Source organism: Enterobacter cloacae complex sp. AR_0002 (assembly GCF_001922365.1).
GTDB classification, from domain to species: domain Bacteria; phylum Pseudomonadota; class Gammaproteobacteria; order Enterobacterales; family Enterobacteriaceae; genus Enterobacter; species Enterobacter hormaechei_C.
Map to the genome: position 1 here is coordinate 3,484,507 of NZ_CP018814.1, position 18,212 is coordinate 3,502,718.

The following is an 18,212-nucleotide window of genomic DNA, read 5'->3' on the forward strand; positions in this document are numbered from 1 at the left end:
CGGGTGGCGGCTTCGCCTTACCCGGCCTACAAATAGTTATCCCTTCTCTTTGGCTTTTGCCAGCATCGCGCGAATGTTTGCCACGTTTGCCTGCCCTTTATGCATACGCTCTTCAGCGGTAATGACTTTACGCTCCTGCTCCCAGATAAGATCGTCCTGAGGCAACTCCAGCAGAAAACGGCTCGGCTCCGGGCGCACCAGCTCACCATACTGACGGCGCTCTTTGCACAGCGTAAACGTCAACTCTTTCTGCGCACGGGTGATCCCAACGTAGGCCAGACGGCGCTCTTCGTCGACGTTATCTTCATCAATGCTGCTCTGGTGCGGCAATAGGCCCTCTTCCATCCCCACCAGATAGACATAAGGGAACTCCAGCCCTTTCGAGGCATGTAACGTCATCAGCTGAACCTGATCGGCTTCTTCTTCGCTTTCCCCGCGCTCCATCATATCGCGCAGCGTGAAGCGGGTGACCACCTGCGTCAGGGTCATGGGCTCGTCAATCTCAGATCCTTCAAGCATTTCGGTCATCCAGCTGAAGAGCTGGTTAACGTTTTTCATGCGCATCTCTGCCGCTTTCGGGCTGGCGGAGGTTTCATACAACCAGGATTCGTAATCAATGCCGTGGATCAGATCGCGTACTGCCGCCACAGGCTCGCGCTCAGCCAGACGCTGCACCTCACCCAGCCAGTGGGTAAAGCGGGTTAAGGCCTCATAGCCGCGCCCGGTCAGGGTCTGGCTCAGCCCCATATCGAAGCTGGCGGTGAACAGGCTTTTGTTGCGGGTCATCGCCCATTCACCCAGCTTTTGCAGCGTCGCAGAGCCAATCTCGCGCTTCGGCGTATTTACAATGCGCAGGAAAGCGCTGTCGTCATCCGGGTTGGTCAGCACGCGCAGATAGGCCAGCAGATCCTTGATTTCCGGACGCGAAAAGAACGACGTACCGCCGGAGATTTTGTAGGGGATGCGGTTCTGCATCAGCATCTTTTCAAAGACGCGCGACTGGTGGTTACCGCGATAGAGGATCGCGTAATCCTTGTATTCAGTTTTGTTGACGAAGTGATGGGCAATCAGCTCGCCAGTTACGCGCTCCGCTTCGTGCTCTTCGTTATTGGCGCTGAGCACTTTCAGCTCGGTGCCGTAACCCAGTTCGGAGAACAGGCGCTTCTCAAAGACGTGCGGGTTATTGGCAATCAGGATATTCGCCGCCTTCAGGATACGCCCGGAGGAACGGTAGTTCTGCTCCAGTTTAATCACCTGCAACGCCGGGAAGTCTTTGCTCAGCAGCACCAGGTTCTGCGGACGTGCGCCACGCCATGAGTAAATCGACTGATCGTCATCGCCTACGACGGTAAAACGCGCGCGCTGTCCTACCAGCAGCTTTACCAGCTCGTACTGGCTGGTGTTGGTATCCTGGTATTCATCCACCAGCAGGTAACGAATTTTGTTCTGCCAGCGCTCGCGCACCTCTTCATTCCGCTGAAGCAGCAGCGTCGGCAGCAGGATCAGATCGTCGAAATCCAGGACGTTACAGGCTTTCATATGCGCGTCGTACAGACCGTAGCAGTGGGCAAAGATGCGGTCGCGCTCGCCTTTGGCACTTGCCGCTGCCTGGGCCGGCGTCATCAGATCGTTTTTCCAGTTCGAGATCGTCGAGATCAGCTGTTGCAACAGCACTTTGTCATCTTCGATCAGCCCTTCCGTTAGCTCTTTAAGCAGCGCCACCTGGTCGGTGTCATCAAAGAGAGAAAAGTTGGACTTCATGCCCAGCGCCGCGTATTCGCGCTTGATAATATCCAGACCCAGCGTGTGGAAGGTGGAGATCATCAGCCCGCGCGCCTCTTTACGGCCCAGCGTCTGGCCGACGCGCTCTTTCATCTCACGCGCCGCTTTGTTGGTAAAGGTGACCGCCGCGATATGGCGCGCCTGGTATCCACAACCCCGAATTAAGTGGGCGATTTTGTTGGTGATCACGCGTGTTTTACCGGATCCCGCTCCCGCCAGCACCAGGCAGGGTCCGGTGACGAATTCGACAGCTTGTTGTTGTCCGGGGTTTAAACGCATAAATGATCACTCAATGAAAGTCGGGAGAGGAGGAAAAACGCGTGGTAGTATACCGATCGTAAACTCGTTGACTCAAGGCACGATCATGGCAAAAACAGCAGCAGCACTGCATATCCTTGTTAAAGAAGAAAAACTGGCACAGGATCTGCTCGAACAGATTAAAAACGGCGCCGACTTCGGCAAACTGGCGAAGAAACACTCGATTTGCCCGTCAGGCAAACGCGGTGGTGACTTAGGCGAGTTCCGCCAGGGCCAGATGGTCCCGGCGTTTGATAAAGTGGTCTTCTCCTGCCCGGTGCTGGAGCCAACCGGCCCACTGCATACGCAGTTCGGCTATCACATTATCAAAGTGTTATACCGCAACTAATCAAAAGCCCGGTGCATTGACTCACCGGGCTTTTTTATTTGGCTGTTCCGGCGTTCAGATGCCGTCGCCGTATTCGAAGGTGTGGTGAATACCGTTGAAGTGCTGATCCATATCCATCGACGGCTTATCGCTGTCTGGCTTACCGACGATGCGCGCCGGGACGCCAGCGGCGGTGGTGTGCGGCGGTACAGGCTGGAGCACAACCGACCCCGCGCCAATCTTCGCGCCGCGTCCGACTTCAATATTGCCGAGGATTTTAGCACCCGCGCCAATCATCACCCCTTCACGAATTTTCGGATGGCGATCGCCGCTGGTTTTACCGGTACCGCCCAGCGTAACGGATTGCAGGATCGACACGTCATCTTCGATCACCGCCGTTTCACCGACAACAATGCCGGTGGCGTGGTCGAGCATGATCCCACGGCCAATTTTCGCCGCCGGGTGAATATCGACCTGGAAGGTTACGGACACCTGGTTTTGCAGGAAGATGGCCAGCGCGCGGCGTCCCTCATTCCATAACCAGTGGCCGATGCGGTACGCCTGTAAGGCGTGGAATCCTTTGAGATACAGTAGCGGCGTGGAGTATTTATCCACCGCCGGGTCACGCGTACGCACGGCCTGAATGTCGCAGGCGGCAGAAGCAATCATCTCCGGATCTGCGGCGTAGGCCTCTTCCACCACCTCGCGAATGGCAATAGCAGGCATGATAGGGGAAGCCAGTTTATTGGCGAGCATATAGCTCAGGGCGCTGCCGAGATTTTCGTGCTTAAGTAGCGTCGCGTGATAGAAACTGGCCAGCATGGGCTCACAGTCGGCCAAAGCTCGGGCTTCGGCTTTAATATTATTCCAGACGATATCCAGTTCTTCACACGGCATTGCTTGCTCCAGACGATAGTTAATGACCAGCCAGTTCTGCGCTGGCTGGGTCATTCAGGTGACGATACTTCCCGGCTAATTGCTGCTGCGCTCGTCCTTGCGCGCACGACCTAATAAGGTCAATGCTGCCTCGCGCGCATTTTTTCCGCAATACAATACCTGATAAATTTCCTCGGTTATTGGCATTTCGACACCGAAACGGTGCGCCAATTCGCGAACTTCTTTGGTATTGCGATAGCCTTCAACCACCTGACCAATCTTCTCCTGCGCGCTTTTTACATCGCTGCCCTGTCCGAGCATCATGCCAAAGCGGCGGTTACGCGACTGGTTATCGGTGCAGGTCAGCACCAGGTCGCCCAGCCCTGCCATTCCCATAAAGGTGGCCGGATCGGCACCCAGCGCTTCGCCCAGGCGGGACATTTCGGTCAGACCACGGGTGATCAGCGCCGTACGCGCATTCGCGCCGAAACCGATGCCGTCAGACATCCCGGCCCCGATGGCAATGACGTTCTTCACCGCACCGCCCAGCTGTACGCCGATAAAATCAGGGTTGCTGTACACGCGGAAGCTTTTGCCGCAGTGCAGCAGTTGCTGAAGATCGTCTGAAAATGCCTGGTCGGTGGACGCCAGCGAGATCGCCGTCGGCAAGCCCGCAGCCAGCTCTTTGGCAAAGGTCGGCCCCGAGATCACCGCCAGCGGGATCGCTGTTCCCAGCGCTTCGCGGGCAACGTCCTGCAACAGACGTCCGGTTTCCGCTTCCAGCCCCTTCGTCGCCCACACAATACGCGCATCCGCACGCATCAGCGGCTTAATCTGACGCAGGACTTCGCCAAACACGTGGCTTGGCACCACAATCAGAATATTGCGGCTGGCCGCCAGCGCGGTCGCGAGGTCGCTTTCCAGATAGAGAGAGTCAGGGAACGGAACGTCCGGGAGAAACGCCACGTTGCAGCGGTCGTGTTGCAACGTCGCGATATGTTTTGGATCGTGGCCCCACAGGACCACGTCGTGACCATTTCTTGCCAGCGTGATGGCAAGAGCGGTGCCGTAAGAGCCGGCACCGATCACAGTCATTGACGCATTAACAGTGCTCATCAGGCATCCTGATGTTGTTCGGCACCTTCGCCAGCCTGCTGCTGTAGATAGTTCATGAACAGCGCATCAAAGTTTACTGGCGCGAGGTTCAGTTGCGGGAAAGTACCGCGAGAAACCAGGCTGGTGATGCATTCACGCGCATACGGGAACAGGATGTTCGGGCAGTATGCACCCAGGCAATGCGCCATCTGGTTACCTTCGATGCCGCCGATGGAGAAGATACCGCCCTGCTGAACTTCGCACAGGAACGCAGTTTCTTCGCCCAGAGAGGCGGTCACGGTGACACGCAGTACGACTTCATACACATCATCCGCCAGCTGGGTGGATGCGGTATCCAGATCAAGTTTAACCTCTGGCTGCCAGTCTTTCTGGAAAACGTGCGGCGCATTTGGCGCTTCGAAAGAGACATCCTTGGTATAGATGCGCTGGATCTGGAAAGTCATCTCGGTGTTATTTTGTTCTGACATGGAAAAACCCTTTTTAATTGTCCTAAAGTCTCTAGCTCAGCAGCGGATCGAGTCCACCACGGGCGTCGAGCGCATACAAGTCATCACAGCCGCCAATGTGCTGCGCATCAATAAAAATCTGTGGAACCGTTGTGCGACCACTGCGTTGGATCATCTCTTCGCGTTTAATCGCGTCACCATCGATCGGCAATTCCTTGAACGTTACGCCTTTGCTGGACAGCAGCGCTTTCGCTCGGTGGCAGAACGGGCACGTTGCTTTGGTGTAGATCTCAATATTGGCCATCACTTAACTCCTTATTTACCGCGCACTAAAGGAAGATTCTCCCCGCTCCAGCCGGAGATGCCTTCTTTCAGCACCGTTACGTTTTCAAAGCCTGCTTTATGCAGTGCGTTGGCAGATTCCTGCGCCTGCATGCCAGTGCCGTCAACAACAATAATCGGCTGGGCTTTATGCTTCTCCAGCTCACCAATGTTGTTCGCTTTAATTTCCGCTGGCAGCAGGTTGATAGCACCTGCAATATGGCCCTTGCGGAAATCGTCGCGCTGACGCAGATCGACAACCACGGCGTCCTCTTTGTTGATCAGACGTGTCGCTTCACCGCGGGTGATCACCTTAATTTTAGACGTCAGTCCCTTAAATGTGGTGAACAGTACAGCGACCAGCAGGCCAATCCACGCGATGCTCAGAACCGGGTGGCGGCTAACGAATTGCATAATTTCTTGCATGGGGGGTAACAACTCCCGACTAAGTGATTAAAAAAACCAGGACAGGAGTATACCTGTGCGCTGTGGCAAATACAGCCAGCGACATAAAGCTAATCTATTTTCTGCGGCATGCCACGTAAAAAAAGCCTCAAAATGGCCTGAGAACAGCCTTGCCCCCGCGCTTTCTTTGATCTTCTGCGGCTATTTTATCGATTCAGCTGTAGTAAAATTACGCAAATTTTTTGTCTCTTGAGCATGAGGTTGTCGCAATGTCGGTTTCTAAAAAACCTATGGTACTGGTGATTCTCGATGGCTATGGCTACCGTGAAGATCAACAGGATAACGCCATTTTCAACGCCAAAACCCCGGTTATGGATGCGCTATGGGCAAAACGTCCCCACACCCTGATTGATGCGTCTGGCCTGGAAGTGGGTCTGCCGGATCGTCAGATGGGCAACTCAGAAGTGGGTCACGTTAACCTGGGTGCGGGCCGTATCGTTTATCAGGACCTGACGCGCCTGGACGTTGAAATCAAAGAACGTACATTCTTTGTCAACCCAACGCTCACCGGAGCGGTTGATAAAGCCGTTGCCGCAGGCAAGGCCGTTCACATTATGGGTCTGCTCTCTGCGGGCGGTGTTCACAGCCACGAAGATCACATCATGGCGATGGTAGAACTGGCCGCTGAGCGCGGTGCGGAAAAAATCTATCTGCACGCCTTCCTGGATGGTCGCGATACGCCGCCACGCAGCGCAAAAGGTTCTCTTGAAGCGTTTGAAGACAAATTTGCCGCACTGGGCAAAGGCCGCGTGGCGTCCATCATTGGTCGTTACTATGCCATGGACCGCGACAACCGCTGGGACCGCGTTGAGCAAGCCTATGATCTGCTGACCCTGGCAAAAGGCGAGTTCCAGTTCCCGACCGCCGTTGAAGGCCTGGAAGCGGCTTACGCGCGTGATGAAAACGACGAATTTGTGAAGGCAACCGTGATCCGCGCTGAAGGCCAGGCCGATGCCGCCATGGAAGATGGCGATGCGCTGATCTTCATGAACTTCCGTGCCGATCGCGCGCGCGAAATCACCCGCGCCTTCGTCAACAGCGATTTCGACGGTTTCGCCCGTAAGAAAGTGGCGAAGATCGATTTCATCCAGTTGACCGAGTATGCAGCGGATATCAAAGCCCCATGCGCGTATCCACCCGCTTCCCTGGCAAACACCTTCGGCGAGTGGATGGCGAAAAATGACAAAACGCAGCTGCGCATCTCCGAAACTGAGAAGTATGCGCACGTGACATTCTTCTTTAACGGCGGCGTAGAAGAGCCGTTTAAAGGCGAAGACCGCATCCTGATTAACTCACCGAAAGTCGCCACTTACGATCTCCAGCCAGAAATGAGCTCTGCGGAGCTGACCGAAAAACTGGTGGCCGCGATCCAAAGCGGTAAATACGACACCATCATCTGTAACTATCCGAATGGCGATATGGTGGGCCACACCGGCGTGATGGAAGCAGCCGTTAAAGCGGTTGAAGCGCTGGACCACTGCGTTGAGCAGGTTGCGAAAGCGGTTGAATCCGTAGGCGGCCAACTGCTGATTACCGCTGACCACGGTAACGCAGAACAGATGCGTGACCCGGCAACCGGTCAGGCACATACCGCCCATACCAACCTGCCTGTTCCACTGATTTATGTGGGTGATAAATCAGTGAAAGCAGTGGAAGGCGGCAAGCTTTCCGACATCGCGCCAACCATGTTGTCGCTGATGGGTATGGAAATCCCTGAAGAGATGACTGGCAAGCCGCTGTTCATCGTGGAATAATCGCTCCCCATGAGGGGAAAGGCGATTTTTTCAATCACATGGGTCGTGAAGCCGCTTCGGTTATCAGTCAGACCTCTGCTTTGCGCCAGCGCACTCAGCGCTGGCGTATTGCTGTGCGCCGCATCCGCCCATGCGGATGACCGCGATCAGCTTAAATCCATTCAGGCCGATATCGCCGCCAAAGAGCGTGCGGTACGCCAGCAGCAACAGCAGCGCGCCACCCTGCTCGCCCAGCTTAAAAAGCAGGAAGAGGCCATTTCCGCCGCCGCGCGTAAGCTGCGTGAAACACAAAACACCCTTGCCCAGCTCAATAAGCAAATCGATGAAATGAACGCGTCGATTGCGAAACTGGAGCGTCAGCGCGATGCCCAGGAGCGGAACCTTGCTGCACAGCTTGATGCTGCTTTCCGTCAGGGTGAACACACAGGCCTTCAGCTGATCCTCAGCGGTGAAGAGAGCCAGCGAGGTCAGCGTTTACAGGCCTATTTCGGCTATCTTAACCAGGCGCGTCAGGAGACCATTGCGCAGCTGAAACAGACGCGCGAAGAAGTCACCACGCAAAAAGCCGAGCTGGAAGAGAAGCAGAGCCAGCAGCAAACGCTGCTCTACGATCAGCAGGCGCAGCAGGAGAAGCTTGAGCAGGCGCGCAATGAGCGTAAGAAGACGCTCGCCGGGCTGGAATCCTCTATCCAGGCAGGACAAAGCCAGCTGAGCGAAATGCGCGCCAACGAATCCAGACTGCGTAACAGCATTGCCCGGGCAGAAGCCGCGGCCAAAGCGCGCGCCGAAAAAGAAGCGCGCGAAGCGCAGGCGGTGCGTAATAAGCAGCAGGAAGCCTCCCGGAAAGGCACCACCTACAAACCGACTGAAAATGAACGTTCCCTGATGTCCCGTACCGGCGGCCTCGGCTCCCCGCGTGGTCAGGCTTACTGGCCCGTTCGCGGTACGATCCTGCATCGCTATGGCGAACAGTTGCAGGGTGAGCTACGTTGGAAGGGGATCGTTATCGGTGCGTCTGAAGGTAGCGAAGTGAAAGCTATCGCCGATGGCCGCGTGATCCTGGCCGACTGGCTACAGGGTTATGGGCTCGTGGTGGTGGTTGAACACGGTAAAGGCGATATGAGTCTTTACGGCTACAACCAGAGCGCGCTGGTCAGCGTTGGCACCCAGGTGCGCGCGGGTCAACCCATTGCCCTTGTGGGCAGCAGTGGCGGTCAGGGCCGCCCGTCACTCTATTTCGAAATTCGTCGTCAGGGTCAGGCGGTCAATCCACAGCCGTGGTTGGGAAGATAAGTTTTGCTTCAATTTCGTCGAATTGTTGTTTCCGTAGTCAGCGCACTGGCGCTGGCTGCACCGGTTTATGCAGGCAAACTCGCGATTGTGATTGATGACTTCGGTTATCGACCACACTATGAAAATCAGGTGCTGGCGATGCCGTCAGCCATCTCTGTCGCCGTCCTGCCTAATGCGCCTCACGCGCATGAAATGGCGACCAAAGCTCACAATGGCGGCCATCAGGTCCTTATCCATCTGCCGATGGCCCCCCTCAGCAAGCAGCCGCTGGAAAAAGATACCCTGCGCCCGGACATGAGCAGCGACGAGATCGATCGCATCATCCGCGATGCATACAATAAAGTGCCGTATGCCGTGGGTCTGAATAACCATATGGGCAGCGCGATGACCTCCAGCCTGTACGGTATGCTGAAAGTGATGCAGGCGCTGGAGCGTTACAACCTCTATTTCCTCGACAGCATGACCATCGGCAACAGCCAGGCGATGCGTGCCGCTCAGGGAACGGGCGTGAAAGTCATCAAGCGCAAAGTATTCCTGGATGACTCCCAGAACGAAGCGGATATCCGCATGCAGTTCAACCGCGCGGTACAGCTGGCGCGCCGTAACGGTTCGGCGATTGCCATTGGGCATCCGCATCCATCTACCGTTCGCGTTTTGCAGCAAATGTTGCCGGGATTACCCGCCGATATCACGCTGGTGCGTCCGAGCGATCTGCTCAATGAACCTCAGGTGGATACTTCTCGTCCGGGTAGCGCGCAACCACCCGCAACGCAGCCGCGTAATCCATTCCGCGGCGTGAAGAACTGCACGCTGAAACAGCCGCCTGAACCGGTCTATGCAACCCGCTTCTTCACGGTGATTGGCGAAAGCATCAGCAGCAGTACGCTGGTTAAATACGTCCAGCAACAGTGGCAGGGTTGGGGAAAAAAAGCCTGATCGGCTAACGCCTATTCTGCCAGATAAGAGTCCGACTGCTCTTTTGCAACGGACTCTTTCTTTTCCCGATTCTGATACCAGGCCTTGAAATACTTCAAAAAACTGTACGCCGTGGCATAAAACCCTGTCACCACACCCACTTTGCCCTGACGCCAGGCACCACTAAACAGATACCATTTGAAAAATGCGCCGATAGCGCTGATCGCTCCGCGACCAAGAGAGGGACGTATCGTCTGATATTGAACCAGGCGAGTGGTATATCCGTTTAATTTATTGAAAAGTTCATGCAGTGAATAAAATGTATCATGTCTGACATAGCCAGGAATACGTTCAGAATGGAGAAAACCTTCGACCTGATCGTCTACTGGCCGGTTATTAAATCGCGACTGCGTACGGTTAAAAAGACGCACCGGATAATCCGGTGATGAGACGGGATAAATCGTTCGGACATTTTCTCCCAGAACAAACCAGTGACGACATATCCGCCACGCCATATCCGGTTCGGGTTCATCGCCCATTTTTAATTTTAAAATAGCATCAACGGTTTCTTGATCGAGTATTTCGTCGCTGTCCATGCACAGCACCCAGTCGTTGTGCGCATGGGATACGGCATGGTTCATCTGCTCGCCGTGCCAGCTATATTTTTTGAATATGGCCGACAATCCATAACTCTGGCAAATATATATCGTTGCGTCTGTACTTCCGGAATCAACTACAACGAATTCATCCGCTATTTTTAAAAGAGGAGGAATAACATCGTGCAACGTTCTTTCGGAGTTAAACGTTAATAAGCAGACCGTTATTTTAAACATTTTCTCACTCTCTCAATAACAACATAAATATTTTCGCTAATAGTATCTAATTGAGAAGAGGCGATTAAAGTCTTAAATCACACTTTTAAAATAAGCGTGTTTAAAACGTTTTCTTATAAAAAGACAAAGAAATACAAAAAATCTATTTTATTTCAACAAATTCTTTATAATGCGGTCAGATGAAGGGTAGCATACGGATTCAGACATGCCGCAAAAACGTAAAATCCTCCTCCTGGACACGGGCAAAGAATGGGGGGGAGGTACCAACAGTATGCTTGAGCTTCTGAAGCGAATCAACCGCGAAAAATTCGACATTACTTGTTGTTTTTACAGTGATTATAGTCGTGCTGAAGGTGAAACGATAGGCCAGGTGCTCAATAGCATTGGGATACCTCTACTCGTTATCCCTCAACGTAAGCAACCGGCATGGGCAAAACTCCTGAAAGAAGCGGGACGTGGTCTGCTGTTTTTCTCGCGTTCAGCGCGCAAAGCATTTACGCGGCATATCGATACCCTGTGGCGCATTCGCCCCAACGTCAGCAAGATCGAGACCATTTTCAGGGAAGGTGGATTCGATACGCTGTATATGAACAACCAGCCAGGCTCTAACGAAGAAGGGTATCTGGCGGGCGCAAACCTGCATGCGCGGATAATCCAGCACTGCCGGATTGAACCGGTGCTAACCCCGCCGCTGGTGAAGCTGGTGAATACCCATGCCACAAAAATCATCGCCGTCTCGCACGGCGTTGAACGTGTGCTACTTCAGCATGGCGTCCGGCCAGCGCTGTGTACCACGGTCAACAATGCCATCGACATCCACCAGCCTTTGCCCGACCGACGCGCGATGCGCCAGCGCCTGAACATTGATGATGACACGTTTGTGTTCGGCAGCGTTGGCTCGTTAATCCCTCGCAAGGCCAATCATCACACGCTGGAGGCGCTGGCCCAGTTCAACCAGAGGCACCCGCAGGCAAAATGGAAGATGGTGCTGGTCGGTGAAGGGGCTGAGCGCGGCGCGCTGACGGCACAGGCTGACGCGCTGGGGATTGCTGAACACGTGATTTTTACCGGTTTCCAGAACACGCCTTTTGACTACCTTGCTACCTTTGACGCGTTTATTCTGGCCTCGAAGAGCGAAGGTCTGCCGCGCGTCGTGCTGGAGGCAATGCTGCTGAACATCCCAGTGATTGGTTCAAAGGTGACCGGCACGGCAGAATTGATCGACCACGAGTCGACCGGCCTGCTGTTTCCGTGGAGCGACGTGTCGCAACTTGCTCAACATCTGGATAATATCTGGCAGGATCCTGCTCTGCGCGCCCGGCTCGCCGCAGCCGCGCACCAGAATGTCTGCAACGTGTATGCCATTGAAAGCTATGTTAACGGTGTCGAGGCCGTTCTTGGCGCGCAATAACCAAACGAGAAGAACATGTTTAAATTCCTGAATGCTCGCTACCGCCACATTACCGGGCGTCATAACATTCCCTACGCTTCCCTTCCGGTCACGCGCGATCTCGTTGCGGTTGATTCCATCGTGATCCCTTGTACGGGCGCGGATTTCGTCGAAGAGGCGTTATTATCAGCGACCTTTGCAGAGCGTTACGCCACCGACGTCAGCGAGATTGTTATCGTCAGCGATCAGCCTGAATCCGCTTTCGGCGAGCTGCCGCTAAAAACCCGCGTTGTCACCCTCACGCTTCCAAAACGTGAAGAGGGGTACCGCTATAAGCAGATCTACCTCAGTCGTCTGGTGAAGCTTAATGCTCCGTTGCAGGCGCGCGGTGAAGGGGTGCTGATGATCGACTCCGATCTCAACCGGCTTAAAATGCCAGAGATCAACATGGCGGATATGCACATCTACTCCAGCTTCCGTCAGGGCAAAATGATTGCCAAGCTGGACGGTGCGCCAGCGGAGAAAGTGCCGGCATATTACAAAGAAACGGTGCGCCCGTATCTGGTCGATCACGTTAACGGCGCGTTTCTTGCGGCCACCAAAAAGACCTGGCGCCGTATCTGCCCGCTGTGGCTGACGCTGTTCCAGGATACCTGGGAGCTGATGGACGATACGCAGCCGCCGACCGATCAGCTGCCGCTCGCTGCGCTGCTGGACATGCTGGATGTAAAAACGGTTAACCTGGGCGACTGGATGAACTGGCCGGTCTCCAAGAAGATCGGCGGTCAGGAAGCCGTTGTGCCGAAAGAGGTGATTGGCGCGCACGGTGGTTTCCCGCTTTCCGAGTGGCAGAAGTATCTGGAATCGCCGGATAACAAACTGCTGTTCAAAGGTCAGGACTACACCCGCAAGGTGCGTTACCTGACGGACGAAGAGAAAAAGAATCAGTAAAAAAAGGGGCCGCTGGCCCCTTTTTCATTATTTATCCCAGCTCAGGATCACTTTCCCTGACTGGCCGGAACGCATCGCGTCAAAGCCCTGCTGGAACTCATCGATGGAGAAACGGTGAGTGATAATCGGGGACAGATCCAGACCAGACTGGATCAGCGCGGCCATCTTGTACCAGGTCTCAAACATCTCGCGGCCATAGATGCCCTTAATGAATAGCCCCTTGAAGATGACTTTGTTCCAGTCGATGGACATATCTGACGGCGGAATACCCAGCATCGCGATACGACCACCGTGGTTCATGGTGTCGAGCATGGTGCGGAACGCGGGTGGCGCGCCGGACATCTCCAGACCCACGTCAAAGCCTTCGGTCATGCCCAGCTCTTCCATCACGTCGGTCAGGCTCTCTTTCGAGACATCCACCGCGCGGGTGACGCCCATTTTGCGCGCCAGCGACAGGCGGTATTCGTTCACGTCGGTGATCACCACGTTGCGCGCACCCACATGCTTCGCCACGGCAGCCGCCATAATACCGATGGGGCCTGCGCCGGAGACCAGCACGTCTTCCCCCACCAGGTCGAAGGAGAGCGCCGTATGTACCGCGTTGCCGAACGGGTCGAAGATGGAGGCCAGATCGTCAGAGATATTGTCCGGGATTTTGAACGCGTTAAACGCCGGGATCACCAGGTATTCCGCGAAGCAGCCCGGACGGTTCACGCCCACGCCGACGGTGTTGCGGCACAGGTGGGTACGCCCACCGCGACAGTTGCGGCAGTGACCACAGGTAATGTGGCCTTCACCGGAGACGCGGTCGCCAATGTTGAAGCCTTTCACTTCCTGGCCGATGCCGACTACTTCGCCGACATATTCGTGGCCGACTACCATTGGCACGGGAATAGTTTTTTGCGACCACTGGTCCCAGTTGTAGATGTGAACGTCAGTACCGCAGATGGCGGTTTTACGAATTTTGATCAGCAGATCGTTATGACCGACTTCCGGCTCCGGTACGTCGGTCATCCAAATCCCTTCTTCCGCTTTCAGTTTGGATAACGCTTTCATCACACGTCCTCAGGCAATTACGCCCAGCTGTTTGCCGATGCGGGTAAAGGCTTCCACCGCACGTTCAATTTGTTCAGGCGAGTGCGCCGCAGACATCTGGGTGCGGATACGCGCCTGACCTTTTGGTACCACCGGGAAGAAGAACCCGGTCACGTAAATCCCTTCTTTCTGAAGCTCACGAGCAAATTGCTGTGCGACAACCGCGTCACCCAGCATCACCGGAATGATCGCGTGGTCAGCACCGGCCAGGGTGAACCCTGCTGCGCTCATTTTTTCACGGAACAGGCGGGCGTTAGCCCACAGACGCTCGCGCAGTTCAGCTCCTGATTCCACCATCTCCAGCACTTTAATAGAGGCAGCCACAATCGCCGGCGCCAGGGAGTTGGAGAACAGGTACGGGCGGGAGCGCTGACGCAGCCACTCAACCACCTCTTTACGCGCAGCGGTATAACCGCCAGACGCGCCGCCGAGCGCTTTGCCCAGCGTACCGGTGATGATGTCCACGCGGCCCATTACGTCACAGTATTCGTGGGAGCCGCGACCGTTTTCGCCGACAAAGCCAACCGCGTGAGAGTCATCCACCATCACCAGCGCGTCGTATTTATCCGCCAGATTGCACACGCCCTTCAGGTTGGCGATCACGCCATCCATGGAGAACACGCCGTCGGTGGCGATCAGCACGTGGCGGGCACCGGCTTCACGGGCCTCTTTCAGGCGGGCTTCCAGCTCAACCATGTCGTTGTTGGCGTAGCGGAAACGCTTCGCTTTACACAGGCGAACACCGTCGATGATGGAGGCGTGGTTCAGGGCGTCGGAGATAATCGCATCTTCTGCGCCGAGCAGGGTTTCAAACAGACCGCCGTTGGCGTCGAAGCAGGATGAGTACAGAATCGCGTCTTCCATTCCGAGGAAGTTCGCCAGCTTTTGCTCAAGCTGCTTGTGGCTGTCCTGGGTACCGCAGATAAAGCGAACGGAGGCCATACCGAAACCGTGGGTGTCCATGCCGTTTTTCGCCGCGGCAATCAGCTCAGGGTGATTCGCAAGACCTAAGTAGTTGTTCGCGCAAAAGTTGATCACATGGCTGCCGTCGGCAACGGTGATGTCCGCCTGCTGGGCAGACGTGATAATACGCTCTTCTTTGAACAACCCTTCCGCACGTGCGGTCTCGAGGTCGCTGTTTAACTGTTTGTAAAAATCACCACGCATTGCAATTCTCCAGACTCGGCAAATTTTGGCACATATTACCCAAACCAATAGTTCATGACGAGATGACGCAGTATCTCTTCTCGTTTTTGCAGCATAAATCACGCGTACCCCTGCTGCATATCGGTGAATGGCTGAAGCCTGAGCATTGTGATGATATGATAAAGAGATTAGCGTTCGGGATATTCCCCGACTCATACTTCAAAGGTTACAGTTATGATCATCGTTACTGGCGGCGCGGGCTTTATCGGCAGCAATATTGTTAAGGCCCTCAATGACAAAGGCATCACCGACATTCTGGTGGTGGACAACCTGAAAGACGGCACCAAGTTCGTGAACCTGGTGGATCTGAACATCGCTGACTACATGGATAAAGAAGACTTCCTTATCCAGATTATGGCGGGTGAAGAGTTCGGCGAGATCGAAGCCATCTTCCACGAAGGTGCGTGCTCCTCCACCACCGAGTGGGACGGCAAGTACATGATGGATAACAACTATCAGTACTCCAAAGAGCTCCTGCACTACTGCCTGGAGCGTGAAATTCCGTTCCTGTATGCCTCTTCCGCGGCAACCTACGGTGGGCGCACTTCAGATTTCATCGAATCCCGCGAATATGAGCAGCCGCTGAACGTCTACGGTTACTCCAAATTCCTGTTTGATGAGTACGTGCGTCAGATCCTGCCAGAAGCGAACTCGCAAATTGTCGGCTTCCGCTACTTTAACGTCTACGGGCCGCGCGAAGGCCACAAAGGCAGCATGGCGAGCGTGGCGTTCCACCTGAACACCCAGTTAAATAACGGCGAAAGCCCGAAACTGTTCGAAGGCAGCGACGGCTTCAAGCGTGACTTCGTCTACGTGGGCGACGTGGCGGCAGTGAACCTGTGGTTCCTGGAAAATGGCGTGTCCGGCATTTTCAACCTGGGCACCGGCCGCGCGGAATCCTTCCAGGCGGTGGCAGACGCGACGCTGGCGTACCATAAGAAAGGCAGCATCGAGTACATTCCGTTCCCGGATAAGCTGAAAGGCCGCTACCAGGCATTCACTCAGGCGGACCTGACTAACCTGCGCGCCGCAGGCTACGACAAGCCGTTCAAGACCGTTGCCGAAGGCGTAACGGAATATATGGCCTGGCTGAACCGCGACGCATAAGTATGAAAATTCTGGTGATCGGCCCGTCATGGGTGGGCGACATGATGATGTCGCAAAGTCTCTATCGCACGCTCAAGGCGCGTTATCCCCAGGCGATAATCGACGTGATGGCACCCGCATGGTGCCGTCCGCTGTTATCGCGTATGCCGGAAGTGAACGAGGCGATCCCGATGCCGCTCGGCCACGGGGCGCTGGAAATCGGTGAACGCCGCAAACTCGGCCACAGCCTGCGCGAGAAACGCTATGACCGCGCCTACGTGCTGCCTAACTCCTTCAAATCTGCCCTTGTGCCCTTCTTTGCGGGCATCCCGCATCGTACCGGCTGGCGCGGTGAAATGCGCTACGGCCTGCTGAACGATGCCCGTGTGCTGGATAAAGAGGCCTGGCCGCTGATGGTCGAGCGCTACGTGGCGCTGGCCTACGACAAAGGCGTGATGCGCAGCGCGAAAGATCTGCCGCAGCCGCTGCTGTGGCCGCAGCTCCAGGTAAGCGATGGGGAGAAATCCCACACCTGCAACGCATTTGGCATTTCGTCCGAACGCCCGATGATTGGGTTCTGCCCTGGCGCGGAGTTTGGTCCGGCAAAACGCTGGCCGCACTATCACTATGCAGAGCTGGCGAAACAGCTTATCGATGAAGGCTATCAGATTGTGCTGTTTGGCTCGGCGAAAGATCATGAGGCGGGCAATGAAATTCTCGCCACGCTCAGTACCGAGCAACAGGCCTGGTGCCGAAACCTGGCTGGGGAAACGCAGCTCGAGCAGGCGGTTATTTTGATTGCCGCCTGTAAAGCCGTGGTGACGAACGACTCCGGTTTAATGCACGTCGCCGCCGCGCTGGATCGTCCCCTGGTTGCGCTGTATGGCCCAAGCAGCCCGGACTTCACGCCGCCGCTGTCGCACAAGGCGCGCGTGATCCGTTTAATCACCGGCTACCACAAGGTGCGTAAAGGCGATGCCGCAGAAGGCTATCATCAGAGCCTGATCGACATCACGCCGCAGCGCGTCCTTGAAGAACTCAACGCATTGCTGTTGAGCGAAGAAGGATAACGGATGCGGGTATTGATCGTTAAAACCTCCTCAATGGGTGATGTTCTGCATACGCTGCCGTCGCTGACGGACGCCATGCGGGCCATTCCCGGCATCCGTTTTGACTGGGTGGTGGAAGAAGGCTTCGCGCAGATCCCCACCTGGCATGAAGCGGTTGATCGTGTGATCCCGGTGGCCATTCGCCGCTGGCGCAAAGCGTGGTTCTCCGCACCGATTAAAGCCGAACGCAAAGCCTTCCGCGAAGCGGTGCAGGCCCGGCGTTACGACGCGATCGTCGACGCCCAGGGGCTGGTGAAAAGCGCCGCGCTGGTCACGCGTCTGGCGCATGGCGTAAAGCACGGCATGGACTGGCAAACCGCCCGCGAACCGCTGGCGAGCCTGTTCTATAACCGTCGACACCATATTGCGAAACAACAGCACGCCGTGGAGCGCACCCGCGAGCTGTTCGCGAAAAGCCTGGGCTATGCAAAACCTGAAGCCCAGGGTGACTACGCTATTGCACAGCATTTTTTGCGCGAGACGGAGGAGCATGCCGCGCCGTATCTGGTGTTCCTGCATGCCACAACGCGCGACGATAAGCACTGGCCGGAAACGCACTGGCGAAGGCTGATTGAACTAATGCAACCTTGCGGTATCCATATTAAACTCCCGTGGGGCGCTGAACATGAGCGTCAGCGTGCGGAGCGTCTGGCAGCCGGTTTTTCCCATGTCGAGGTGTTACCCAAACTCACGCTGGCGCAAGTTGCCGCACAGCTGGCGGGCGCAAACGCCGTCGTTTCTGTGGATACAGGGTTAAGCCATTTAACCGCCGCACTGGATCGACCTAATATCACGATTTTCGGCCCGACCGATCCGGGGTTGATCGGGGGTTACGGTAAAAACCAGCATCAGATGGTCAGCCCTACGCAACAAACGAAGGATATTAGCGCAGATGCTATTTTTTCATTTTTACAGGGCAGCCATCGGCTTTCCAACAGGGATATTTAAC

The 18,212-nt window shown here is 55.4% G+C and carries 18 protein-coding genes; 9 read left to right on the top strand and 9 right to left on the bottom strand.

The window, feature by feature from the left end; genetic code table 11:
• Positions 1–36 precede the first annotated feature (36 nt).
• Positions 37–2,061: a DNA helicase Rep gene (gene rep, locus AM329_RS17265; RefSeq protein WP_003860830.1), complete on the bottom strand. Its 2,025-nt coding sequence runs from the start codon at positions 2,059–2,061 to the stop codon at positions 37–39.
• Between the two features lie 85 nt (positions 2,062–2,146).
• Here rep and ppiC point away from each other — a divergent pair, with 85 nt between their 5' ends.
• Positions 2,147–2,428 carry a peptidylprolyl isomerase PpiC gene (ppiC, locus tag AM329_RS17270; protein ID WP_006812396.1) on the top strand — a complete coding sequence of 94 codons (282 nt, stop codon included), beginning with the start codon at positions 2,147–2,149 and terminating at the stop codon, positions 2,426–2,428.
• Between the two features lie 54 nt (positions 2,429–2,482).
• Here ppiC and cysE read toward each other — a convergent pair whose 3' ends face one another.
• From cysE to AM329_RS17295, 5 genes are all read right to left on the bottom strand, one after another.
• Positions 2,483–3,304 carry a serine O-acetyltransferase gene (gene cysE, locus AM329_RS17275; RefSeq protein WP_022646641.1) on the bottom strand — a complete coding sequence of 274 codons (822 nt, stop codon included), beginning with the start codon at positions 3,302–3,304 and terminating at the stop codon, positions 2,483–2,485.
• A gap of 75 nt (positions 3,305–3,379) precedes the next feature.
• The gene (gene gpsA, locus AM329_RS17280; RefSeq protein ID WP_006812398.1) at positions 3,380–4,399 is read right to left on the bottom strand and encodes an NAD(P)H-dependent glycerol-3-phosphate dehydrogenase; all 1,020 of its coding nucleotides are present in this window, start codon (positions 4,397–4,399) and stop codon (positions 3,380–3,382) included.
• Positions 4,399–4,866: a protein-export chaperone SecB gene (gene secB, locus AM329_RS17285; RefSeq protein ID WP_003860835.1), complete on the bottom strand. Its 468-nt coding sequence runs from the start codon at positions 4,864–4,866 to the stop codon at positions 4,399–4,401. The genes gpsA and secB overlap by 1 nt, the downstream gene beginning before the upstream one ends.
• A gap of 31 nt (positions 4,867–4,897) precedes the next feature.
• Entirely contained in the window at positions 4,898–5,149 is a 252-nt protein-coding gene (gene grxC / locus AM329_RS17290; protein WP_003860837.1) for a glutaredoxin 3, read from the bottom strand.
• An 11-nt stretch (positions 5,150–5,160) separates the two neighbouring features.
• Positions 5,161–5,592: a rhodanese-like domain-containing protein gene (locus tag AM329_RS17295; protein ID WP_003860840.1), complete on the bottom strand. Its 432-nt coding sequence runs from the start codon at positions 5,590–5,592 to the stop codon at positions 5,161–5,163.
• A gap of 248 nt (positions 5,593–5,840) precedes the next feature.
• Here AM329_RS17295 and gpmM point away from each other — a divergent pair, with 248 nt between their 5' ends.
• From gpmM to AM329_RS17310, 3 genes are read left to right on the top strand one after another with little or no spacing between them, the layout of a single operon-like run.
• On the top strand, positions 5,841–7,385 hold the full coding sequence (gene gpmM, locus AM329_RS17300) for a 2,3-bisphosphoglycerate-independent phosphoglycerate mutase (protein ID WP_023315176.1): 1,545 nt from the start codon (positions 5,841–5,843) through the stop codon (positions 7,383–7,385).
• A 33-nt stretch (positions 7,386–7,418) separates the two neighbouring features.
• The gene (envC, locus tag AM329_RS17305) at positions 7,419–8,678 is read left to right on the top strand and encodes a murein hydrolase activator EnvC (RefSeq protein WP_026094345.1); all 1,260 of its coding nucleotides are present in this window, start codon (positions 7,419–7,421) and stop codon (positions 8,676–8,678) included.
• 3 nt (positions 8,679–8,681) lie between these two features.
• Positions 8,682–9,614, top strand: coding sequence for a divergent polysaccharide deacetylase family protein (locus tag AM329_RS17310; RefSeq protein WP_032608207.1), 933 nt, complete (start codon positions 8,682–8,684; stop codon positions 9,612–9,614).
• An 11-nt stretch (positions 9,615–9,625) separates the two neighbouring features.
• On the opposite strand, the gene AM329_RS17315 is transcribed toward AM329_RS17310, so the two are convergent.
• A complete protein-coding gene (locus tag AM329_RS17315; RefSeq protein ID WP_023323978.1) occupies positions 9,626–10,426 on the bottom strand; it encodes a glycosyltransferase family 2 protein in 801 nt (266 codons plus the stop codon).
• Between the two features lie 205 nt (positions 10,427–10,631).
• Here AM329_RS17315 and AM329_RS17320 point away from each other — a divergent pair, with 205 nt between their 5' ends.
• Entirely contained in the window at positions 10,632–11,837 is a 1,206-nt protein-coding gene (locus AM329_RS17320; RefSeq protein ID WP_032608205.1) for a glycosyltransferase, read from the top strand.
• Between the two features lie 15 nt (positions 11,838–11,852).
• Positions 11,853–12,767: a hypothetical protein gene (locus AM329_RS17325; protein WP_075155267.1), complete on the top strand. Its 915-nt coding sequence runs from the start codon at positions 11,853–11,855 to the stop codon at positions 12,765–12,767.
• Positions 12,768–12,794: 27 nt separating this feature from the next.
• Here the strand turns inward: AM329_RS17325 and tdh are convergent, their stop codons facing one another.
• Entirely contained in the window at positions 12,795–13,823 is a 1,029-nt protein-coding gene (gene tdh / locus AM329_RS17330; protein WP_017383610.1) for an L-threonine 3-dehydrogenase, read from the bottom strand.
• 9 nt (positions 13,824–13,832) lie between these two features.
• On the bottom strand, positions 13,833–15,029 hold the full coding sequence (gene kbl / locus AM329_RS17335; protein ID WP_032608203.1) for a glycine C-acetyltransferase: 1,197 nt from the start codon (positions 15,027–15,029) through the stop codon (positions 13,833–13,835).
• 213 nt (positions 15,030–15,242) lie between these two features.
• Between kbl and rfaD the strand changes: the two genes are divergently transcribed.
• The 3 genes from rfaD to rfaC are packed head-to-tail and all read left to right on the top strand — an operon-like array spanning position 15,243 to position 18,211.
• The gene (rfaD, locus tag AM329_RS17340) at positions 15,243–16,175 is read left to right on the top strand and encodes an ADP-glyceromanno-heptose 6-epimerase (RefSeq protein WP_003860858.1); all 933 of its coding nucleotides are present in this window, start codon (positions 15,243–15,245) and stop codon (positions 16,173–16,175) included.
• 2 nt (positions 16,176–16,177) lie between these two features.
• The gene (gene rfaF / locus AM329_RS17345) at positions 16,178–17,224 is read left to right on the top strand and encodes an ADP-heptose--LPS heptosyltransferase RfaF (RefSeq protein WP_003860863.1); all 1,047 of its coding nucleotides are present in this window, start codon (positions 16,178–16,180) and stop codon (positions 17,222–17,224) included.
• 3 nt (positions 17,225–17,227) lie between these two features.
• Positions 17,228–18,211 carry a lipopolysaccharide heptosyltransferase RfaC gene (rfaC, locus tag AM329_RS17350; RefSeq protein ID WP_032608202.1) on the top strand — a complete coding sequence of 328 codons (984 nt, stop codon included), beginning with the start codon at positions 17,228–17,230 and terminating at the stop codon, positions 18,209–18,211.
• Position 18,212 lies beyond the last annotated feature (1 nt).

Bases quoted from the DNA above. Each gene is read 5' to 3' on its own strand.
- rep (WP_003860830.1), bottom strand. From the start codon at position 2,061: ATGCGTTTAAACCCCGGACAACAACAAGCTGTCGAATTCGTCACCGGA.
- ppiC (WP_006812396.1), top strand. From the start codon at position 2,147: ATGGCAAAAACAGCAGCAGCACTGCATATCCTTGTTAAAGAAGAAAAA.
- cysE (WP_022646641.1), bottom strand. From the start codon at position 3,304: ATGCCGTGTGAAGAACTGGATATCGTCTGGAATAATATTAAAGCCGAA.
- gpsA (WP_006812398.1), bottom strand. From the start codon at position 4,399: ATGAGCACTGTTAATGCGTCAATGACTGTGATCGGTGCCGGCTCTTAC.
- secB (WP_003860835.1), bottom strand. From the start codon at position 4,866: ATGTCAGAACAAAATAACACCGAGATGACTTTCCAGATCCAGCGCATC.
- grxC (WP_003860837.1), bottom strand. From the start codon at position 5,149: ATGGCCAATATTGAGATCTACACCAAAGCAACGTGCCCGTTCTGCCAC.
- AM329_RS17295 (WP_003860840.1), bottom strand. From the start codon at position 5,592: ATGCAAGAAATTATGCAATTCGTTAGCCGCCACCCGGTTCTGAGCATC.
- gpmM (WP_023315176.1), top strand. From the start codon at position 5,841: ATGTCGGTTTCTAAAAAACCTATGGTACTGGTGATTCTCGATGGCTAT.
- AM329_RS17315 (WP_023323978.1), bottom strand. From the start codon at position 10,426: ATGTTTAAAATAACGGTCTGCTTATTAACGTTTAACTCCGAAAGAACG.
- AM329_RS17320 (WP_032608205.1), top strand. From the start codon at position 10,632: ATGCCGCAAAAACGTAAAATCCTCCTCCTGGACACGGGCAAAGAATGG.
- AM329_RS17325 (WP_075155267.1), top strand. From the start codon at position 11,853: ATGTTTAAATTCCTGAATGCTCGCTACCGCCACATTACCGGGCGTCAT.
- tdh (WP_017383610.1), bottom strand. From the start codon at position 13,823: ATGAAAGCGTTATCCAAACTGAAAGCGGAAGAAGGGATTTGGATGACC.
- kbl (WP_032608203.1), bottom strand. From the start codon at position 15,029: ATGCGTGGTGATTTTTACAAACAGTTAAACAGCGACCTCGAGACCGCA.
- rfaD (WP_003860858.1), top strand. From the start codon at position 15,243: ATGATCATCGTTACTGGCGGCGCGGGCTTTATCGGCAGCAATATTGTT.
- rfaF (WP_003860863.1), top strand. From the start codon at position 16,178: ATGAAAATTCTGGTGATCGGCCCGTCATGGGTGGGCGACATGATGATG.
- rfaC (WP_032608202.1), top strand. From the start codon at position 17,228: ATGCGGGTATTGATCGTTAAAACCTCCTCAATGGGTGATGTTCTGCAT.